The sequence below is a fragment of the Psychrobacter sp. Marseille-P5312 genome, from assembly GCF_900291405.1.
Lineage (GTDB): Bacteria > Pseudomonadota > Gammaproteobacteria > Pseudomonadales > Moraxellaceae > Psychrobacter > Psychrobacter celer.
This window is the reverse complement of the sequence record NZ_OLML01000001.1, coordinates 117,536-137,450: the sequence shown is the minus strand read 5'-3', so window position 1 is coordinate 137,450 and position 19,915 is coordinate 117,536. Positions and strand designations below refer to the sequence as shown.

Genomic DNA, 19,915 nt, shown 5'->3' with positions numbered 1-19,915 from the left:
TCCGTGATTTCCTAAGACACTATTGGAAGATATGAAATTACAGATTTTAAGTGACCTGCATATTGATAGCTATGCGCGTCAGTCGCATCCGATGGGACATATCCCCAAGACTGATGCCGATGTGGTGCTGGTCGCAGGCGATACGGCCAATAGCGACAGCGGTATGCCGTGGTTACAAGCGCAAGCGGCACGTCTGCAGGTGCCTTTGATCACCATTGCAGGCAATCATGAATACTTCAATGAAGACGTGCTGCATTTTGATAAAAAGCTGGCCATTTGGGATAACTATGATGCCAAGTCGCAGCAAGGCGTGCGGGTTTTACAGTGTCAACACATCGATATTGGAGACGTACGTATCTTGGGCTGCACCTTATGGACGGATTATCAGTATCAGGCCAATGAAGAAACCATGGCAGCTGCCAAGCGTTTTATGCGTGATTATAAACAAATCTATGCCGGTAGCGAGTTGTTTTCCCCTGAGGTATCCATGCAACTGCATGCTAAGCAGCGTCAATGGCTACAGCAAGCATTAAAAACCGCTCAATCGCTTGGCAAAAAGACCATCGTCATGAGTCATCACAGCATCAGCCCGTTGTCGGTATCTGAGAAATATGCCAATCTACCCAGTAATGCCGCTTTTGTGAGTGACTTGTCAAGCTGGATGCAGGAGGAATGGGCGCCAGCGCTATGGGTGCATGGCCATACCCATGAAGCCTTTGATTATCGTATTGGTCGTACCCGAGTGGTTGTCAATCCACGTGCGTATCCCAACGAAGTCAGTAGTACCGAAATAGCATTTGCTTGGGATAAAGTGATTGAGCTTGATTAGATAGCATACTCTTGCTTGAGATAAAGCGCGTAGCAGTGCTGGGTGGTTTTCATTTCGGTTTTGCTTATTTGCAACTGAATTTATATTTTGTTCATTCTTCACAAAAAATCTGCTACGCTTGCTAGCATGAGCGAATACTTCCACAACACTTTATCTAAACTATCTGCAGAAAGGCGTGCCAGTCATACGCCAAGCGCGCCCGCGCCGTCGCACCTGCCTGATAGTATGATCTCTTCAGTGAGCCTGTTGCCTGAAGACAAGCGCCTGATTTTATTTACCAGACACTCCCTGCGTGAGCGCTCTGACGGTAACGGCTTTGCCAGTTATCAGTTGCCATTGACTCCTAAAGGTCGCGTCTTGGCCAAGTCTTGGGGGCGCTGGTTGGCAGGTCATCTGCCTTATTCTCTAGACGTGGATAGCATCTCAAGCCCTATCGGCCGCTGTATTGATACTGCGCAGCTTATGCAAGCAGGTGCAGGGTTACAGCGTGATATCATGCACCAGTCGCTGTTGGTAGAGCCTGGTAGCCTTGTCACTGACCCTGAGATTGCCAATCCAGTATTTAAAGAAATCGGCGTGCTCAACTTTATCAATCGTTTTTTACAAGGCAATCTTGCTGGCACCAAAAACGCCTATCAAGGTGGGCTTGATATTTTATCATTGTTTTATCAGCATCAGCCGCAGCCTGGGCATCTTATGCTGGCGGTCAGTCACGATACGTTGCTGTCAGCATTTTTGGCGGTGATGTTTGATGTGGTAGAGATTGATTGGAATGATTGGCCAAAGATGATGGAAGGGGTGTTTTTGTGGTTTGATGATAAGCCATTTGAACAAGCCAGTGCCCACTTCGTTTGGCGTGGTGAGGTCTATATACGGCCGATTGTGACATTGTTAGAAGGGTACCGCGCAGCAGGGTTTCATCCAAATACATTGCTGTTGCCCCCAGAGGTGAAGTGGGACTAAGCTTAGCACAGCCATGGTTTTTTTTGTTTATCGCTTTTTATTCTGTGAGTGTTTACGGTTGCTTAATGTTTATTTTCTATAGACAAGGTGTTGTGTTTATGGTTTTTGGGCATAAAAAAACCTTGCCTCAGCATAAGAGCTAATGACAAGGTTTTGATCATCACCCAAACAGAGTGATGCGGTCTAAACGCAACCTATCTTAAGCTTGTAAGCCTTTGATGGTTTTGTTTAGGCGGCTCTTACGACGAGCAGCTTTGTTTTTATGGATGATGCCTTTGTCAGCCATACGGTCGATGACAGGTACAGCTTTGTTGTACGCTTCAGTTGCTGCAGCATAGTCTTTTGATGCGATAGCAGCATCTACGCGCTTTAGGTAAGTACGAACCATTGAGCGCTGTGAAGCAGTTTGCTGACGACGTTTGGTGTTTTGACGGGCGCGTTTACGAGCTTGTGCAGTATTAGCCACGCGTATCTCCTTGATAAAGACAGATAAAAATATGAATGTTGATTGCAATAATGGGTTTAACAATCATCGGTGACGAGCAGCCGTCTCGTCAAACATGATGTCGATGTCCAATACTAAAGTATCTAATATCGGTAGTCATCGCAAACGTCAGAACTGTTTGGAATAATTAAACAGCGTTGACGTGTAAAGCCGGTTATCTTAGCAAATTATTGCGCTTAGGACAATATATTTGATGGTTAATCGGTAAAGAAGTTATGCTATTTTATCAATATTCGGTTTTTTCATGTATCTACTCTCAAAGGTCGTGGCTAGTAAAAGGCTTGACGGATAAAATCTCTTACAATAAATTCGCTATAATACCCTCACCGCTGAGTGATTTTAGGTATGATACGCAAGCGGAAGGTTAAAATAGCGCCCAGATATGCTGGTGGATAAGCGGATACGATAAATCAAGAGAATGCTTTGTATAAGAGTGCTCTCATATCTCATACGATACGAATGGACAAGATATGCAGCGAAAAGCAATTGTGATTGGCGCGACAGGATTGGTAGGACAACATCTTGTCAAGCAGCTAAGTGAGCTTTATGACACGTTGATTGTGATTGCACGGCGTCCGCCACGCTATATCAATGCTAGCATGAGGTTTTATCAGGTCAATGATTTTGACAACTTGGCTGAGGTGTTCGCCAGTGTCGGCGCTGATCGCAGCACCGATGCTTTTAGCTGTCTTGGTACGACCAAAAAGCAAGCTGGCAGTGATGAAGCCTTTCATAAAGTGGATCATGACTACAATGTGACGTTTGCTACGCTGTGCCGCGAGAAAGGGGTAGAAAACTTCTTTTTATTGTCTGCGATGAATGCTGATATCGACAGTCGGTTTTTATACAACCGAGTCAAGGCAGAGACCGAGCAATCCATCATGGCGCTAAATTTTGCCCATTTGGTGATTTTTCGGCCGTCGTTGTTGCTCGGTAAGCACAAAGGTCGCCCGCTTGAGAGCCTAAGTCAAAAAGCCTTTAAGCTCGTCTCGCCTTTGGTGCCGGAGTCATTATCCCTGCATCCGATTTCTGCAAAACGTGTCGCTATCGCCATGGCCATGAGCGCCCATGATATCTATGAGCGTAGTAAGTACCGCCGTGAGCCTGCGATTACCACCACAGATATCATCGAAAATAAACAAATGCTGGCAATGACTAAAGTCAAAAAATAGCCTAAGTAAAAAATATAAATCATACTTTTTATACCCTTTAATCCTAGCCAACAACGAACAAGGAGTGTACTCATGTCAAACGCAGCAACAGAGCCTACCATGAACCAAGACAATTTTGTAACTTGTGATTTATTGGATGCCAATCCTGAGTCGCAAGTGTGTCTGCCAAATATCGAAGGCAAGTCGTTTTATAGCTTTGGTGGCAAAGATCGGTTTTGCGGTGAGATTGTGACGGTCAAGTGTTTCGAAGACAACAGCCGTGTCAAGTCACTATTAAACAGCGATGGTAAAGACAATAAGGGCAATGGAAAGGTACTGGTGGTCGATGGTGGTGGCTCGATGCGCTGTGCGCTGCTCGGCGATATGATTGCTCAGTCGGCGATTGATAATGGTTGGGCTGGGGTCATCGTGTACGGCTGTGTCCGTGATGTCGATGATATGGCACAGATGGATATCGGTGTCATGGCGCTTGGCTGTATCCCGCGTAAATCGACGCGCCGTGACGAGGGACAAACCGATCTCGAGATTAGCTTTGGGGATTTGACCCTAAATTCAGGCATGTTTGTCTATGCAGACAACAACGGCATTATCGCGAGCGACAAGCCTCTGCTTTAAGCCTAATGCTAAGCCTAGCCCAACCATTAATATAAAATCTTGGCTTAAGCGTCGAGGTTTTTGTGCGTGATGTGCTGAGTGACAAACCGTTACGGCATAAATTTTGGTAATTGCATAAATATTCGTATAATAGCTTTCTGACTCTTAACTTTGATCTTATCCTCTATGCCTATCACTGCTTTGACTGACGCGTTTGACCCTATTAACCAGCAGTTGTTTCCTATCGCTCATGCCGAGCGGCGCTGGCTGACCCCTGTTTATGGTGCGATCAGTAGTCTATGGCTGGCAAGCTTGATGCAAGCGTTGGTATGGGACGTATCCGAGCGTCTAAAAGTAGTGGTAACGCGCGATCAAAACCAGCTCAATCAGATAGAAACCGAGCTGGCGTTTTGCGGCGTCGATGCCTATGTGTTTCCTGATTGGGAGACGCTGACCTACGATGAGCTGTCCCCGCATCAAGACATCGTCAGCGAGCGTATCAACCTATTGACCGATATGCCCACTAAAGGCGTGCTGCTCATCTCGGTGCAGGCGCTCATGCATCGGGTCGCCCCGCCAAGCTGGCTGATAGGGCAGCATTTTGATTTGAGTGTCGGTGATCGCTTTGATATCAATACCCAGCGCGAGCTGCTTGCAAAGGCAGGCTACCGTGCGGTCGAAAACGTCTTTGAGCCAGGCGAGTTTGCGGTACGCGGTAGTATTGTCGATATCTTTGCCATGGGGCAGCCATTTCCGCTACGTTTAGACTTGTTTGATGATGAAATCGAAACCATTCGCTTTTTTAATCCGCAGACGCAGCGTACGCTGACCGTCGACGATCTAAAAAACATGATGAGTGGTAACGACAGTAGCATCGGCAAAGAGTCACTATCGCTACTGCATAAACTGCCTGATATCTCAAAACCTATTCAGCAGTTTCAGATACTACCTGCCAAAGAATTTCCGCTCGATGAAGGGCGCGAGACGTTTCGGACCAACTTTGCTGCGATGTTTCCCAATACCAGCAGTCGCAAGTCTGAGCTGCATAAAGATGTGATGGCGGGTATCGCCAGTAGCGGGCTTGAGTACTATCAGCCATTGTTTTTTGATTTGGATGACTGGCAAGCTGACAGCAGCTTGTTTGCTTATTTGCCAGATGACGCTCTGTTTATCATCGATGAGCGAATCCACGAAACACAAGCGGATTATTGGTCGCAGATTCAGCGCCGTTATGAAGAGCGCAGGCACGATATCGACAAACCTATTGTCGCCCCAGAATTGTTATATTTATTATCAAATACCTTAAACGAGCATCTTAACCACTATCCGCGAGTGATGCTCAGTGCGCATGAGACGCGCGCGGCGATAGACAATGATGCCTCATCGACCGCACAGGCTGCCTCTAATCGGCAAGGGTTGGTCACACTCACGGCGCAACAACCGCCGCAGCTGGCGGTCAATCACCAAAAAGCAGAACCGTTGGCCGATTTGCTAGAGTTTTTGCTACAGCAAGCACAAACAGCGACGCCGGTGCTGATCGTTGCCGAAACAGCAGGGCGCCGTGAGATTTTGATAGAGCTGTTTAAGGGTAAGATAGACACCAAAGCGTATGATAGCTTTGAAGCGTTTTTGGCCGCTGATAAGGTCACAACCCTTAATGATAATAACTTGCCGCAGGTAGGGCTGACGGTGGCGCCTATCGAGCGCGGGGTGTATATTCCTGAGCGTTTGGTGGTGATCAGTGAGACTCAGCTGTTTGGTAGGCAAGTGCTACAAACACGTCGTCGCCGCCAAAGCGGGGTGTCAGAAGAGTTTTTGGTCAAAAGCGTCACAGAGATCACCGAAGGCAGTCCAGTGGTGCATATCGAGCATGGTATCGGTCGCTATAATGGGCTGATTACTTTAGATGTGGGCGATGGCGAGCAAGAATTTATTCATCTAAAATACGCGGACGACGCCAGTATTTATGTACCCGTTGCCAATTTACAAATGATCAGTCGCTACAGCGGCGGTGACCCCGCACTTGCGCCACTCCATAAAATAGGTAGTGGCAAGTGGGACAAAGCCAAACAAAAAGCGCTGGAGCAAATCCACGATGTCGCCGCCGAGCTGCTCAATATGCAAGCAAGGCGTGAGGCCAAAGTCGGTATTCACTTCAAGATTGACCCTTCACAATACGAGCTGTTTGCCAGTCAGTTTGCCTTTGAAGAGACCGCCGATCAGGCCAATGCTATCCAGGCGGTGATGGAGGACATGAGACAAAACCAGCCGATGGATCGCCTCATTTGCGGTGATGTGGGTTTTGGCAAGACAGAAGTGGCGATGCGCGCGGCGTTCATTGCGGTCAGTGCCGGCTATCAAGTGGCGGTATTGGTGCCAACGACACTGCTGGCAGGTCAGCACGAAGACAATTTTCGCGACCGTTTTGCCGATTGGCCAGTACGTATCGAGACATTATCGCGTTTTGGTGGCAAAAAGCATCAAGATACGGTATTGAGAGACCTTGCCGCGGGTAAGGTCGATATTGTCATTGGCACGCATAAACTTCTGCAACCTGATGTGAAGTTCTCTAATTTAGGCTTGATGATCGTTGATGAAGAGCACCGCTTTGGTGTGCGCCATAAAGAGCGTATCAAAGCCCTTCAGACCGATGTAGATAGTATGTCGATGACAGCGACGCCGATTCCTCGTACGCTTAATATGGCACTATCTGGCATGCGTGATATGTCGATTATCGCCACGCCGCCTGCTCGTCGTCTGGCGATCAAAACTTTTGTTATGCAAAAGACCGATGCCTTGATGAAAGAGGCTATCTTGCGTGAGCTATTACGCGGCGGGCAAGTCTACTTGCTGCATAATGATGTGGCGAGCATTGAGCGCATGGCAGAGACGATACGTGAGCTGGTGCCCGAGGCTAGAGTGGGGGTCGCGCATGGGCAGATGCAAGAGCGCCAGCTTGAGCAGATTATGGAGCAGTTTTATCATAAAAAGTTCAATGTGCTGGTGTGTTCGACCATCATCGAGACCGGTATCGACGTACCAAATGCCAATACCATCATTATTGAGCGCGCGGATAAGTTTGGTCTGGCGCAGCTGCATCAGCTGCGAGGCCGCGTAGGTCGTAGTCATCATCAGGCGTATTGCTACTTGCTCGTGCCATCTATCAAAGGCTTAAAAGGCGATGCCAAGCGCCGTCTGCACGCCATTGAACGCGCCAATACATTGGGTGCAGGCTTTATGCTGGCGAGTGAGGACTTGGAGATTCGCGGGGCAGGTGAGATACTGGGCAAGCAGCAAAGCGGTAACATGCAAGCCATTGGCTTTAGCTTGTATATGGATATGCTAGAGCGTGCGACAAAGGCCATCAAGGCGGGCAAAGAGCCTGATTTGAATACCCCATTGTCACTTACCAGTGAGATCAATCTGCATAGCTCAGCGCTGATACCAGAAGAATACTTGCATGATGTGCATCAGCGTTTGCTATTTTATAAGCGCATCAGTAATGCTGATGATTTTGAGGCGCTCACTGATATCCGTACCGAGATGATTGATCGTTTTGGCACACTGCCAGATCAGACCAAGCATTTATTTGCCATCCATAGACTGCGTATACAGGCCGAGCCATTGAAGATCAACAAAATCGATGCCAATAGTAGCAGCATGACGTTAGAGTTTGCTCCTGATACGCCAGTTGACGCCTTGGCAATTATCCAGCTTATTCAAAAAGATGGACAGCGCTACCGGATGAATGGCGCCTCTGGCATTCGCTATCAAGATGCCAATAAGCTGGCCACGCCGCAGCAACGCGTGACTGTGCTTGAGGAGTTGCTGCGCTACTTTAGCGAGCATATGGTGACAGAGCTCGCTTAGCGCTTTGAGTGACGCCAGTCATCGTATCAAGCGCCCCATCTACTAGGTAGCAGCACAGTAAAACAGTAGCCAATCTATTAAGGCGCTATTTTATCTACTGGATAACTGATAAAATAGCAGATACTCTGTGTCTGCTCTATGGCCTATAGCGTCCGATAGGTCTTGGTCACCCTTTTTTTTAGTATTTAAGCGTTATCCCCTTCATAACAAGAGAACCGTCATTATGTTCCAACTTCATCATAAACTTGCAGCCGACAGTTTTTTGGTGGGAGATTTCCCATTATCGACCTGCCGTTTAATCAATGATTGTCAGTTTCCTTGGTTGATATTGGTGCCACGTGTCTCTGGTATCAAAGAATTGTATGAGCTGTCTGAGGCTGACCAAGCGCAGTTTTTGCGTGAGTCGAGCTGGTTGTCCAGCCAACTTGCCAAGACTTTTCAGGCTGACAAGATGAACGTGGCTGCGCTGGGCAATCAAGTACCGCAGCTTCATTTTCATCATATCGTTCGTTATCAAAACGATATGCAGTGGCCCAACCCAGTGTGGGGCGTCCCTGCTGTACCTTATACCAAAGAAGTACTGGCGCAGATGCAGCAAACTTTGATGATGGCGCTGCGTGGTCATCATCAAATGCCGTTTGATTGGCAGATGCAATAGGTCTTTTAGCAATAAGCCTTTGGTAATAAACGGTTAAATACGCATAGGCGTGAGCGTTTGTCTGTAAGCATAGCTCTCTGTGTTAATGAGTTTATTGTACGGCTTTACGAAAATATTTTACATTTGTCTGTCAGTCGTTATATTAGAGTGTAAGTTGGCTAAATGGATATAGCCAGCTTGTCAGCTCAGTGTCTTTGCTGCGTCACATCAGAGTAGATGCGGTGCGAAGTGCTGAGACCTTCAATTTTAAATCAGGATTGTTTGATTTAAAGTTTCACTCTATGTTAAGGACAACAAATGGCTACTTCCTCTATCTCACCACCCTCGTCACGACGACCTACGTTGTCTATGTCTCAGCGGATATGGGCGCGATGTTTAACGCGGTCAAGCTTGAGGTCATCAAACGCTTACAAGCAGATTTTGGCGACTTGTATAACGACGATAACGTGATGCTTGCCGCCACGCATACTCACGTGGGAAATACTGGCTACTCGCATCAGCAGCTGTATCAAATCGCCAGCACGGACGACACACTAGCGGGCTATAGTCAGCAAAACTTCAACGCTATCGTCGGCGGAATAGTCACTTCGATGTTACCAAAGTAGGGAAGTCGCTACGGCGGTATTTCGTGCAGCGCACCCCAAAAACAACCTACGTACCGAAGACAGCTTTCTTAAGGTGCAGCGTTACCAAGATGGTCAATGGGAGGACTATCTGAGCGACCGTGACTTTGAGACCACTTATACTTGGCAGCGTCAAGGTGCGGCATATAGTAAGGCGATTATCGATTGGCGCATCAGTGCCGATACGTCAGCAGGGACATATCGACTGACCCATGCTGGCGACTGGAAAAGCGGCTGGACAGGCAAGATTAAGCCTTACTCTGGTGCCTCAAGCAGCTTTAGGGTGCAGTAAGACAGCCAAGTACCAAGTAAGGCTATAAACTTGCTTATTATGGCTTGCTCATTAAGTGACCAACGGTAGGGTTTTGCGTATCAGTAACGTAGGTTTTATAAAAATGAAAACGTATAATAGTCTTTTAGCTTGCCTTATACCAAACCTAAAGTGTCATCGGTGCTGGCGAGTTGTGGTAGTCGGCTAAGGGTTTGTCTGCCTGTTGCTTGGGTTTTGAAAATAGTATGTTCATAACGACATTAACTGTCATTGTGCTATCTTCCTTCTCCTAATATTTATCGATCGTCTGCTTTATTAAGCGAACACTTCATATGCTTCTTTTAGATACATTGAGACCGAAATTTTCATCGCAGACGAATGGTATCTATCGATTCGACTATCCAGAAGTGTTTGTCTTGATCCTAACGGTTGTGCTTCTTGCCCTGCATTTTGACTTTAGTGCCACCTCGATGGCACTGCTGATCGTCGTTAGCCTGCCAAGCTTGCTGATTTTGATATATAACTATCGCCGTCAGACCAGTTTTTGGACCTCCAATATCGTCATTATTTTGCTGTCTGCAGTCATAGGTTCGATACAGCTGTGCACGGTCATGTCGATCAGTCTGGCAGCTTTGATTGCGCTACGTATTATTATTAGTAGTCCTGAAAACCAAATTAGACTGGTCATTGTCTCGATAGTGACTGTGATTGTTTTTTATTATGTCAGCGTGATTTTAAACAGCACGCAGATGGACTGCCATGACAGTTGGCTGACGCCAGTGGTGCTACTGTCCAGTATGGCGGTGATGCTGTGTCAATTTCGCTATGTGTATCAAAAGTACATGGGTCACCAACAGCGCGCGCAGCAAGCGGTAGGGCGTTTGAGTACCATGGTTTCAGTCATCAATAAGCTAACCCGTTTTGTGCCACCGCAGATTTGGGAGCCAATTGTAAAAACAGATGCGCCCGTTAGTGTGTCAAACAAACGTGCTAAGCTGACGATTATGTTTTCGGATATTGTGGGTTTTACAGAGCTGTCTGATAGTTTAAGCTCGGACAATCTGGCAGATATTTTAAATACCTATATGCACTGCATGACGGTCATCGCCAATAAGCATGGCGCTGTGCTTGATAAGTTCGTCGGCGATGGGATGGTGTGTTTTTTTGGAGAGCCTAGCAGTCAAGGTGCGCGTCAAGATGCGCTTGACTGTGTGGCAATGGCGCTAGATATGCGCCGTGAGATGCGTACCCTGAGACATAAGTGGCGGCTAATGGGTTTTGCAGGGCTGTATATACGCGTTGGTATCACGACAGGCTATTGTCATGTCGGCAACTTTGGTAGCAATAATCGCTTGAGCTATACATTGATTGGCAAAGAGGCCAATCTCGCGGCGCGGCTGGAGAGTAGCGCGGGCAAAGATGAGATACTCGTCAGCGAAAGTACTTATGATTATGTTTGCCACAATTATGAATGTCAGCATGCAGGTGCGTTTCAGCTAAAAGGCTTCGACGAAAAAGTCAATGCTTGGCAAGTCCTCGATCCTGATGCCAATAAAGGTCCGCTATCAAAATGGGTGGACCATACATTACCAGGATTTAATTTGCATCTAAATTTCAAAGACATGAAAGATCAAGACTATCAAGACATCCGAGAGCGTCTAAACCTCGCTCTCGAGCGTATCGAACAAGAGCAAGAAAAAGTAGCAAATGCTATTGCAGCAGAAAGCCAGCGTTATAACGATCAATAGCGACTCTTTTACTGATTTGACATCTGTATGACCATATTTAACTTCATACTTAATATGTCAGCTCGTCCGTGAGCAGACAAAAACGCCAACCATGATACGCAGTCATCGTTGGCGTTTTATGATGGCTTTGACTATATGTTATTAGTGGTATGTTATCAGTGGTTTTCTTTAGCATGGTTGAGCGTGTATTTGGGAATCTCGATGGTCAAGTCGTCGTCTTCTAGCATCACCTGACAAGACAAACGTGAGTCTGGCTCCAGCCCCCAAGCACGGTCTAAAAGATCCGCTTCGATATCGTCCATCTCATCTAGGCTATTAAATCCTTTACGCACCACCACATGACAGGTGGTACAGGCTTTTGACATCTCACACGCGTGCTCTATCTTAATACCTTTTTCTAGTAGGGCTTTGCATAGGTTCTGGCCAGCTTCTAGCTCGACTTCAGTGCCTTCGGGGCAAATCTCATGATGAGGTAATACGGTAATCTTTGGCATAAATTATCTGTCCGGTGCTAATCAATTAAAAAATAAAAACTCAAAAATATATCAGGTCTGTTACACGTCATCACATCTATTATGGCTAAGCCGTATCTAGATAAATTCTATACGCGTTTTTACCAATCTTGAGCGCTGGTACCTGCCATGCTGGCCTTGACGCTTTGATTCATAATACGAGCAGCAAATGCATCGCTATGCGGTTTGAGCTTGGCTTGTTCGGCTTCAATGAGAGTTATATCATCGGTGCTTAGTGCTGTTTGTAGTGCTTGTGTTTGCTGCGTTAGAGCTTGCTGTTCATCAGAGGTCAATAAGGCTGCAAACTCTTGCAGCGCAGACTGTAGCGCCAATACTTCGCGTTCTGCTTCTACTTTGGTCTCGATTAAAGAGCGTGCATTTTTATCTTCTTCAGCGTGCTCAAACCCCGCCATAAGCAATTGCTCTTTTTGCTCATCTGACAAGCCATAAGAAGGCACAATCTCAATTTTGCTTTCTGTCTTGGTGGTGGTTTCTTGCGCGCTGACTGTCAATTGACCATTGGCATCAATGCTAAAGGTGACCTCGATACGGGCAAAGCCCGCTTTCATCGGCGGGATGCCATATAATTCAAAACGTCCAAGCGAACGGCAGTTTTCGACAGTTTCGCGCTCGCCTTGAACTACATGAATCACCATGCCTGTCTGACCGTCCTGATAGGTGGTAAATACTTGGCGTTTTTTGACAGGGATAGGGGTATTACGTGGGATAAGTACTTCAACTAGGCCGCCCATGGTCTCAAGACCGAGTGACAAAGGAGTGACATCTAATAATAAAAGTGTGTTGTCGCTATCGCCATTGACCAGTTGATGCGCTGTTTGTGCAGCTCCTAGAGCGACGACTTCATCTGGGTTTAAGCGGCAAAGTGGCTGTTTGCCAAAAAACGTGCTCACCACTTGTTGCACAGCTGGCATACGGGTTGAGCCGCCCACCAAGATGACTTCATCTAAATCGTCAATAGATAGCTTGGCATCGCGTAAAACCTGCTCGCAGACGCTAAGCGTACGGCGATTGACAGGCTCGGCAATGGTCAACAAATCGTCACGGCGTAAGGTGCCTTGATAAGAGTGGCCGTTGACCGTAATGTCGATAGCGACCTGCTCGGCGTCCGTCAAAGCTTGCTTATATGCTTTGGCTCGCTGGGCAAGGATTGACTTGTCGTGCCGACTGACGTCTTTTGGGTCGATACCTAATTGTTTGATCAACCAGTTGGTCAGCAAGCGGTCGATATCATCACCGCCTAACGCACTGTTGCCGCCAGTTGCTAAGACTTCAAAAACCCCATCAGTGAGCTTTAAGATAGAGACATCAAAGGTACCGCCGCCCAAATCATAAATTAAGTAATGGCTTTGCGTGTTATCTCGAGTAGGCTTATCAAGGCCGTAGGCGACAGCGGCTGCCGTGGGCTCATTTAACAGACGTAGCACATTGATACCAGCAGCTTGTGCGGCATCCTTGGTCGCTTGGCGCTGCGCCTCATCAAAATAAGCGGGAACAGTGATCACTGCCCCTTCGATGCTGTCGGCAGGTAATGCGCTTGCGGCGCGCTGCTCGAGGGCGGCTAGGATACGTGCTGAGACTTCGACAGGGGACACCTTACCTTGGGCGGTGACAAAAGCTGGCATGTCGTCTGCATTACCACTTAACTCATAAGGATGAGAGAACTTAATATCCGCTTGACTACGACCCATAAAGCGCTTGGCAGATACGATGGTATTTTTTGGGTCATCGGCCAAATGCGCTAAGGCATCATATCCTACCATGGGTTTGCCAGTGCTGGGGTAGTAGACGACAGAGGGCAGCAACGTATCGTTGTCAGCGCCTGCCTCTAAGACTTGCGCTTTGCCTGAGCGTACGACTGCGACCAGTGAGCGTGTGGTGCCAAGGTCGATACCTAGACCAAAACGATGCTGATGAGGTTGGGCACTTTGATTGGGTTCGGCAATTTGCAATAAAGACATAAAATCACTCAAAGATAAAATAAATAAAGGAAATGGCGCAATTATGATGACGAATGATGATAAATATCAATCTTTAAATTTAAATATTGAAGGTATGTTTATCTAGACACCCTAAACATATAAATCATCGTCATCAGAGTGCTCAGTACTGGCGACTTCATCGAGACCAGTCGTCACATCGGCATTGAGTTTTACCAAAAACTTAAGCTTTTGGGTGGCATCAATCGCGGTCTGCCAGTCTTGCTTTTGATAGGCACTGCTAAAGCGCTCAGACTGTTTGCTCAGACGAGTGGTAATCTGGGGTTGTAGCTGCGCAAGCGTTGTCCGATCCTTATCTTCGATCGCTTCATCTAGATCGATACGCATCTGCATGGCGTCTTCTAAAAAATCTAAATCGGCAATTGAGTGCTCAAGATTATGAGCCTGATTTGCCATCTCTAATAGGTAGCCGGCGCGGCTATCAGGAGCCTTTAAGGTTTGGTATGCTTGATTTATCAGTGCTGAAGCTTGCTCTGATTGCTGTTTGGCCTCCGTCACACTCGTCACGTCTTTTGTGCTATCTACCATCAGATTATCAGGGTGATAGCGTTTTTGTAGTAGACGTAACTGTTGATCCAGACGGGCCTGATCAATCTCAAACTGAGCGGGCTGCTCAAATAGAGCAAAAAAGTTATCAAACTGTGCTTCTGCGGTGATGTCTGTCATATCATACGCCTTGCTTTTATTTATTATAAAGTGTCTGAGATACCAGTGCTTATCATATTTAGTGGGCTATCAAGCGCCAGATAGGGTGATGTATAGCCTACCAACTGAATAATAGAAATGTTGCAAACGACATTTTTTATCAAAATACAACATGCTTAAAGGCCAGTAGGCCTCATTCATAATGATGGCCAATGGGCCAATGGCTAAGGGTGGGCAACTTTAAACAGTAAACGACTCACCGCAACCACATTCGCCTTTTTGGTTGGGGTTTGTGAACTTAAAGCCTTCATTTAAGCCTTCTTTTTCATAATCCATCAATAAGCCGTCTAAATAGACCAAGCTTTTCGGATCGATAAAGATGCTCACACCGCGGCTTTCGTAACGTGTGTCATTGTCATCAGGGGTATCTACAAACTCTAAGACATAGGCCAAGCCTGAACAGCCTGCGGTACGAATGCCCACACGGATACCTTCGCCTTTGCCGCGATTGTCCAAAAACTCTCGAACATGCTGGGCGGCGCGTTCTGTCATTTCAATCATGCCAACTCCCATTGACTATCAATAATAAAGATATCTTTTAATATGATGTCATCGACCATAAAATCAATGACGGCTATTAATAACGAGTATGAGACTAGTAGCAAATCTACCAGGCTTATGTGTTTGCGCCAGTTAGAAAATAAAAGGTGACAATTACAGTAGCGTTATTGTCACCTTTATGGCGTCAGTAGCGATCCCCATTAGAGTTCTACTGACGCCTTGCTAATAAAACAATGCATATGGCCAATAAGCTTAGCTGGTCGCTTCTTCAGCGGTACCATGCTTGCCTTTATAGTCGCTGATAGCCGCTTTGATTGCGTCTTCTGCGAGTACAGAGCAATGCACTTTTACTGGTGGCAAAGCTAACTCTTCAGCGATGTCCATATTTTTAATCTCGCCAGCTTGGTCCAAGCTTTTGCCTTTTAGCCACTCGGTGACAAGTGAGCTTGAGGCAATCGCTGAGCCGCAGCCGTACGTTTTAAAACGTGCATCTTCGATGATACCGTTATCATCTACTTGGATCTGTAGGCGCATCACATCGCCACACGCTGGGGCACCGACCATACCGGTACCAACGTTTTTAGCGTTTTTGTCAAGATTGCCGACGTTGCGTGGGTTTTCGTAATGATCAATAACTTGGTCACTATAGGCCATGGGGTTTTCTCCTAGTTAGGGGATGAGAGATAGATTGTTTACTATGTATCCGTCGCTCATCGATAATTGGGGTCAAACGCTTACTGTAATTGTCTGATCAATCGTTTTATAAATATTTAAAACAAAGCGCGCAAAGGCGATTTGTTTGGCAAATGTTAGTGCTCAGCCCATTCCACTGAATCTAAATCCACACCTTCTTGATACATATCCCAAAGTGGTGATAGGGCGCGCAGTTTCTCAACCGCTTCGTGCATTTGTTTGATGACACGGTCGATGTCTTCTTCGGTAGTATAACGGCCAAAGCTGAAGCGGATTGAGCTGTGAGCCAACTCATCTGGACGACCAATAGCACGTAATACATATGATGGCTCAAGCGTCGCAGACGTACAGGCCGAGCCTGATGAAACAGCTAAGTCTTTTAGCGACATCATCAATGACTCGCCTTCAACAAAGTTAAAGCTAATGTTTACAATGTTTGGCACGCTATTCTCAAGATCCCCATTTAGGTAGATCTCTTCGATATCTTGCAGGCCATCCCATAGTTTTTGGCGGAGCTTGGCAACGTGAGCATGATCCTCTTCAAAGCGCTCATTGGCTAGGGCAAATGCCGCTCCTAGACCTACGATTTGATGCGTCGGTAATGTACCTGAGCGCATACCACGCTCATGACCACCGCCATGCTGCTCAGCTTTTAGGCGAATGCGCGGCTTACGGCGGACAAACAATGCGCCAATCCCTTTAGGGCCATAGACTTTGTGTCCTGAGAAACTCATCAAATCAATTTTCATTTCTTCAAGATTGATTTTTACTTTACCGACAGACTGCGCGCCATCGACATGGAAAACCACGCCAGCGTCACGAGTGATTTCACCAATCGCTGCGACATCGGTGATGGTACCAAGCTCATTGTTTACCATCATCAGTGATACCAAAATCGTATCGTCACGTAATGCATCTTTTACTTGCTCTGGCAAAATAAGACCCGTACCGGCTTGTGGCTCTAAGTAAGTAATCTCAAAACCTTCTTGCTCAAGCTCACGGCAGGTATCTAAAACTGCTTTGTGCTCAATTTTACTGGTAATGATGTGCTTGCCGCGCGATTGATAAAAATGCGCCGCGCCTTTGATGGCAAGGTTGTCGGATTCAGTCGCACCAGAGGTAAAGACGATTTCACGAGGATCAGCGTTGATGACTTCAGCTACTTGCTGACGCGCCGTTTCTACAGCTTCTTCTGCTTGCCAGCCGTAGCCGTGCGAGCGCGAGGCTGGGTTACCAAAGATGCCATCTACAGTCAGATACTCGCTCATCTTGGCAGCTACTGATTTAGCAACTGGCGTGGTGGCGGCATAATCTAAATATATAAGGTTGTTATGTTGGCTCATGCTGGGTTTGCCTCGCTGTTCGATAGGGTAATGGTATTAATGTCTTTTATAGAAACTTCTTTGGTGGAGGTGTGCTGTCGCTCTGAGACGGACTGCACATTTTCCATATCTAATAATTGCGCTAATGTTATGTTTTTCAAGTACTGCTCGATATGATTGGACAATGCACACCATAGATCATGGGTTAGGCACATTGTACCACCTTGGCAGTCGCCACGTCCTTCACACTGCATCGCATTAACCGACTCATCGACCGCAGATATGATGCTCATCACATCTATCTCGTTTAGCGGTTTGGCTAAGTAATAACCACCAGCGGCACCACGTATACTGGTGACAAGCCCACCTTTGCGTAGTTTGGAAAATAACTGTTCGAGGTAAGAGATAGATATTGATTGCCGTTTAGCGATATCAGATAAGGATACCGCACTGTCTTGTTGGCTGGTTTGTAGCGCCAAATCTAGCAACGCGGTCACGGCGTATCTGCCTCGAGTAGTCAAACGCATGTGTTATCTCCAAACTTATATATCATTTTTATTTAACAACGATCTTAGTAAGAGACTCTCTACCAAAGCGAAAGATAAAAAAGGCAAAACCTCTGCCATGCTCAAATAAAAGTCATCTGCTAAGTGGTGTCTTATCGTCGTTAAACAACAGATGGTCAACCCGATGTGTGCAACGATTAAGCCAATTATACTTAATCCTGAGTAATTTAGTCAAGATTAAAGTATGGTTGAATGGTTAATCAAGCTGATGGCTATGATTGATAAAAACAATGATGCATAAAAGCAATGATGGATAATAATCAAGAGTAAAAACAAATGAGGAGTAAAGATATAGTGGGTGCACTATAAAACAAACCCAGTGTTATAGGTATAAATGCCGTAAAGCTTCAAAAATAAGCAGCACGCAAGAAAAGTTGATACCAGTCGCATGCGGCATAATAGGTGCATTTTTTTTGGTTTAGAATTAACGATACTTGATAAAAGGCAAGGTAGGAGAAGGTAGGGTGACAGCAATAGATATCTAGGCTGTATCTTTGATATGGCACCCTACTGTTTGATGACTGGTCAGTAGCCTGTTAAAGACGCCACCATAAAGCGACTAATAGACTTCTTAATGATACCTGTCGATTTTATTGCTTCGTTTAGTGGACTCGTTTAATTTATTAATAATGCGATAATCGCGCCAATCATGACAAGCAGGGCGACGACAGTTACAATCGTCAGTGTTTTTTGTTTGCTTTGTAGCTCTTTGACCGTGGTTTCAAGCTCGCGGTTTTTGATGGTTAAGGTGTTGATTTGCGTTTGTTGCTCTTTGATACGCAGTTTGTAGCTCTCCTTTTTTTCTGCCATCTCCGCTTCAGTGGGCTTAGATTTGTCTTTACTGCCTTTGAACTTTTTCACCAGTCCTTGGATGAGGCTGCCTAGACCCAATTGCATGATAAATTGCTTGACCAACTGTACTTGCACTGACTCCCCGCGCATTTGTAGCTTTTCGGTGCTTTCGCTATCGTGAGTGGTGATGGCGTTGATGACTTGGATACTGTAGGCATTGATGACGACATCAGGCTCACTACGGCCTATCGGCAGTTGCGCGTCTAATAATACGCCTTTGGTACTAAAGGTGGCAAAAACTTCTACATGGGGGAGGTACAAGCGCAGCGCGACGACAGTACCTTGCTTGGCTAAAGGATAAGCTGCTTTACGTAATTCAGGATCTAGGCGTAACAGTAAGGTCAATGCTGACTCGATGAACACCAAAAAGATATTGAGAAAAGAGTGAGATAACGTAGAACGCTTCATGTAGATAATCCGTGGTTATTTTAGTAACGTGTCGTAAAATGAGGATTTGATCAATAAAAAATAACTTAAAAATCAAGATACACCCAAAATATGCGATTATATTTTGCTTATAGTAACGTCTTTATAATAAAAAGTAACGTAAGTTTCTGACTCTTGGTAACCTTTGTGTCAAGTGTATTGATAAGTCGATGTGTCAAGTGTATTGATAAGTCGATATTTTTTGTGCTATTTTCGGCTTTGGCTGCCTGTTGTCTTAGAGCCAGTAGTGGCTTGTTGATGACTCATTAGTGTTTTTAAGCTAAGGATAGGTTCAAATACTATAGTGAGAGCAATTTACTGGACAAAACAGTAGGTAGTCAAGCTGTCTAAGGTAAAGTAGTGAGTTGATAAAAAAATTGCAGGGGTTTTGCGTAACATTGAGTGTCAAATACGTAGTAAGCGGCACAAAAATATGTAAAATCGCTTGCGCTCCTTATGCGGCCTTGATATAAAGACGATAACAAAGCGAAACCTGTTAATACGCAAGTCAGGTAGTTTTTATTGCTTAAGTGCTATGAGAGCGTTACAATACCTGGCGTGAGCGTGTATTATCCCCCTTAAACTTGAAGGAAACTTTATGAATAAGTCAGAATTGATTGATAGCATCGCAGAAAAAAGTGGTCTGAACAAAACCCAAGCTGGCGATGCACTAAACGCTGTTATGGAAAGTGTTGGTGAAGCTTTAGAAGCTGGCGACAGCATCTCTTTGGTTGGTTTTGGTACTTTTAGCGTAAAAGACCGCAAAGCACGTACTGGCCGTAACCCTAAGACTGGTGAAGAGCTAAACATCCCAGCAAGCAAAGTACCAAGCTTTAAAGCTGGTAAGAACTTAAAAGAGCGCTTAAACTAAGCCTTTGTTAAGATAGTACTTTTTAAGACTATATAAGGTATAGACCACTATAAAACTACGGCCACCTATTAGGCAGAGACTAAAATTGGATACAAGATACGTATAAATGCAGTGTCTGTATGCCGTAAAAAGATAGAAGGTCGCTCATGGATTTGCTTATTATTTAAGCCATGAGCCAAATAGCAAAAAGCACCTAATATTTAGGTGCTTTTTTTA

General features: G+C 45.8%; 18 protein-coding genes and 1 pseudogene. 10 read left to right on the top strand and 9 right to left on the bottom strand.

The genetic code is table 11. The annotated features are described in order from the left end of the window. The first annotated feature begins 31 nt into the window (after window positions 1-31). Window positions 32-829: a metallophosphoesterase gene (locus C6W44_RS00645; protein WP_105243816.1), complete on the top strand. Its 798-nt coding sequence runs from the start codon at window positions 32-34 to the stop codon at window positions 827-829. A gap of 126 nt (window positions 830-955) precedes the next feature. After that, complete coding sequence (locus C6W44_RS00640) at window positions 956-1,792, top strand: histidine phosphatase family protein (protein WP_105243815.1); 837 nt, start codon at window positions 956-958, stop codon at window positions 1,790-1,792. A 199-nt stretch (window positions 1,793-1,991) separates the two neighbouring features. Here the strand turns inward: C6W44_RS00640 and rpsT are convergent, their stop codons facing one another. Continuing rightward, window positions 1,992-2,258: a 30S ribosomal protein S20 gene (gene rpsT, locus C6W44_RS00635; RefSeq protein WP_105243814.1), complete on the bottom strand. Its 267-nt coding sequence runs from the start codon at window positions 2,256-2,258 to the stop codon at window positions 1,992-1,994. A gap of 509 nt (window positions 2,259-2,767) precedes the next feature. Between rpsT and C6W44_RS00630 the strand changes: the two genes are divergently transcribed. From C6W44_RS00630 to C6W44_RS00600, 7 genes and pseudogenes are all read left to right on the top strand, one after another. Further along, the gene (locus C6W44_RS00630) at window positions 2,768-3,469 is read left to right on the top strand and encodes an NAD-dependent epimerase/dehydratase family protein (RefSeq protein WP_105243813.1); all 702 of its coding nucleotides are present in this window, start codon (window positions 2,768-2,770) and stop codon (window positions 3,467-3,469) included. A gap of 99 nt (window positions 3,470-3,568) precedes the next feature. Then, the gene (gene rraA, locus C6W44_RS00625; protein ID WP_075100779.1) at window positions 3,569-4,084 is read left to right on the top strand and encodes a ribonuclease E activity regulator RraA; all 516 of its coding nucleotides are present in this window, start codon (window positions 3,569-3,571) and stop codon (window positions 4,082-4,084) included. Between the two features lie 165 nt (window positions 4,085-4,249). Continuing rightward, complete coding sequence (gene mfd, locus C6W44_RS00620) at window positions 4,250-7,933, top strand: transcription-repair coupling factor (RefSeq protein WP_105243811.1); 3,684 nt, start codon at window positions 4,250-4,252, stop codon at window positions 7,931-7,933. 223 nt (window positions 7,934-8,156) lie between these two features. Beyond that, on the top strand, window positions 8,157-8,591 hold the full coding sequence (locus tag C6W44_RS00615) for an HIT domain-containing protein (RefSeq protein WP_075100708.1): 435 nt from the start codon (window positions 8,157-8,159) through the stop codon (window positions 8,589-8,591). Window positions 8,592-8,872: 281 nt separating this feature from the next. Next, window positions 8,873-9,196, top strand: a complete 324-nt coding sequence (locus C6W44_RS00610) for a neutral/alkaline non-lysosomal ceramidase N-terminal domain-containing protein (RefSeq protein WP_105243810.1) — start codon at window positions 8,873-8,875, stop codon at window positions 9,194-9,196. 49 nt (window positions 9,197-9,245) lie between these two features. Further along, window positions 9,246-9,506, top strand: a pseudogene (locus C6W44_RS00605) (neutral/alkaline non-lysosomal ceramidase C-terminal domain-containing protein); the annotation flags it as partial. A 329-nt stretch (window positions 9,507-9,835) separates the two neighbouring features. Further along, window positions 9,836-11,233, top strand: coding sequence for an adenylate/guanylate cyclase domain-containing protein (locus tag C6W44_RS00600; RefSeq protein WP_227526312.1), 1,398 nt, complete (start codon window positions 9,836-9,838; stop codon window positions 11,231-11,233). 155 nt (window positions 11,234-11,388) lie between these two features. On the opposite strand, the gene fdx is transcribed toward C6W44_RS00600, so the two are convergent. The 8 genes from fdx to C6W44_RS00560 all read right to left on the bottom strand — a co-directional run bounded on the left by fdx (window position 11,389) and on the right by C6W44_RS00560 (window position 18,810). After that, window positions 11,389-11,727 (bottom strand): ISC system 2Fe-2S type ferredoxin, encoded by a 339-nt coding sequence (gene fdx, locus C6W44_RS00595; RefSeq protein WP_075100710.1) that lies wholly within the window; start codon window positions 11,725-11,727, stop codon window positions 11,389-11,391. A gap of 119 nt (window positions 11,728-11,846) precedes the next feature. Next, window positions 11,847-13,724, bottom strand: coding sequence for a Fe-S protein assembly chaperone HscA (gene hscA / locus C6W44_RS00590; RefSeq protein ID WP_105243808.1), 1,878 nt, complete (start codon window positions 13,722-13,724; stop codon window positions 11,847-11,849). A 111-nt stretch (window positions 13,725-13,835) separates the two neighbouring features. After that, on the bottom strand, window positions 13,836-14,429 hold the full coding sequence (gene hscB, locus C6W44_RS00585; RefSeq protein ID WP_105243807.1) for a Fe-S protein assembly co-chaperone HscB: 594 nt from the start codon (window positions 14,427-14,429) through the stop codon (window positions 13,836-13,838). 219 nt (window positions 14,430-14,648) lie between these two features. Beyond that, a complete protein-coding gene (gene iscA / locus C6W44_RS00580; protein WP_075100713.1) occupies window positions 14,649-14,969 on the bottom strand; it encodes an iron-sulfur cluster assembly protein IscA in 321 nt (106 codons plus the stop codon). Window positions 14,970-15,221: 252 nt separating this feature from the next. Then, a complete protein-coding gene (gene iscU, locus C6W44_RS00575) occupies window positions 15,222-15,623 on the bottom strand; it encodes a Fe-S cluster assembly scaffold IscU (RefSeq protein ID WP_100749875.1) in 402 nt (133 codons plus the stop codon). Window positions 15,624-15,778: 155 nt separating this feature from the next. Then, window positions 15,779-17,005, bottom strand: coding sequence for an IscS subfamily cysteine desulfurase (locus C6W44_RS00570; RefSeq protein WP_105243806.1), 1,227 nt, complete (start codon window positions 17,003-17,005; stop codon window positions 15,779-15,781). Beyond that, window positions 17,002-17,511 carry an Rrf2 family transcriptional regulator gene (locus C6W44_RS00565; RefSeq protein WP_105243805.1) on the bottom strand — a complete coding sequence of 170 codons (510 nt, stop codon included), beginning with the start codon at window positions 17,509-17,511 and terminating at the stop codon, window positions 17,002-17,004. The genes C6W44_RS00570 and C6W44_RS00565 overlap by 4 nt, the downstream gene beginning before the upstream one ends. Window positions 17,512-18,165: 654 nt before the next feature. After that, entirely contained in the window at window positions 18,166-18,810 is a 645-nt protein-coding gene (locus tag C6W44_RS00560; RefSeq protein WP_105243804.1) for a hypothetical protein, read from the bottom strand. 616 nt (window positions 18,811-19,426) lie between these two features. On the opposite strand from C6W44_RS00560, the gene C6W44_RS00555 reads away from it, so the two are divergent. Further along, a complete protein-coding gene (locus tag C6W44_RS00555) occupies window positions 19,427-19,699 on the top strand; it encodes an HU family DNA-binding protein (RefSeq protein WP_075100718.1) in 273 nt (90 codons plus the stop codon). Window positions 19,700-19,915: the final 216 nt, after the last annotated feature.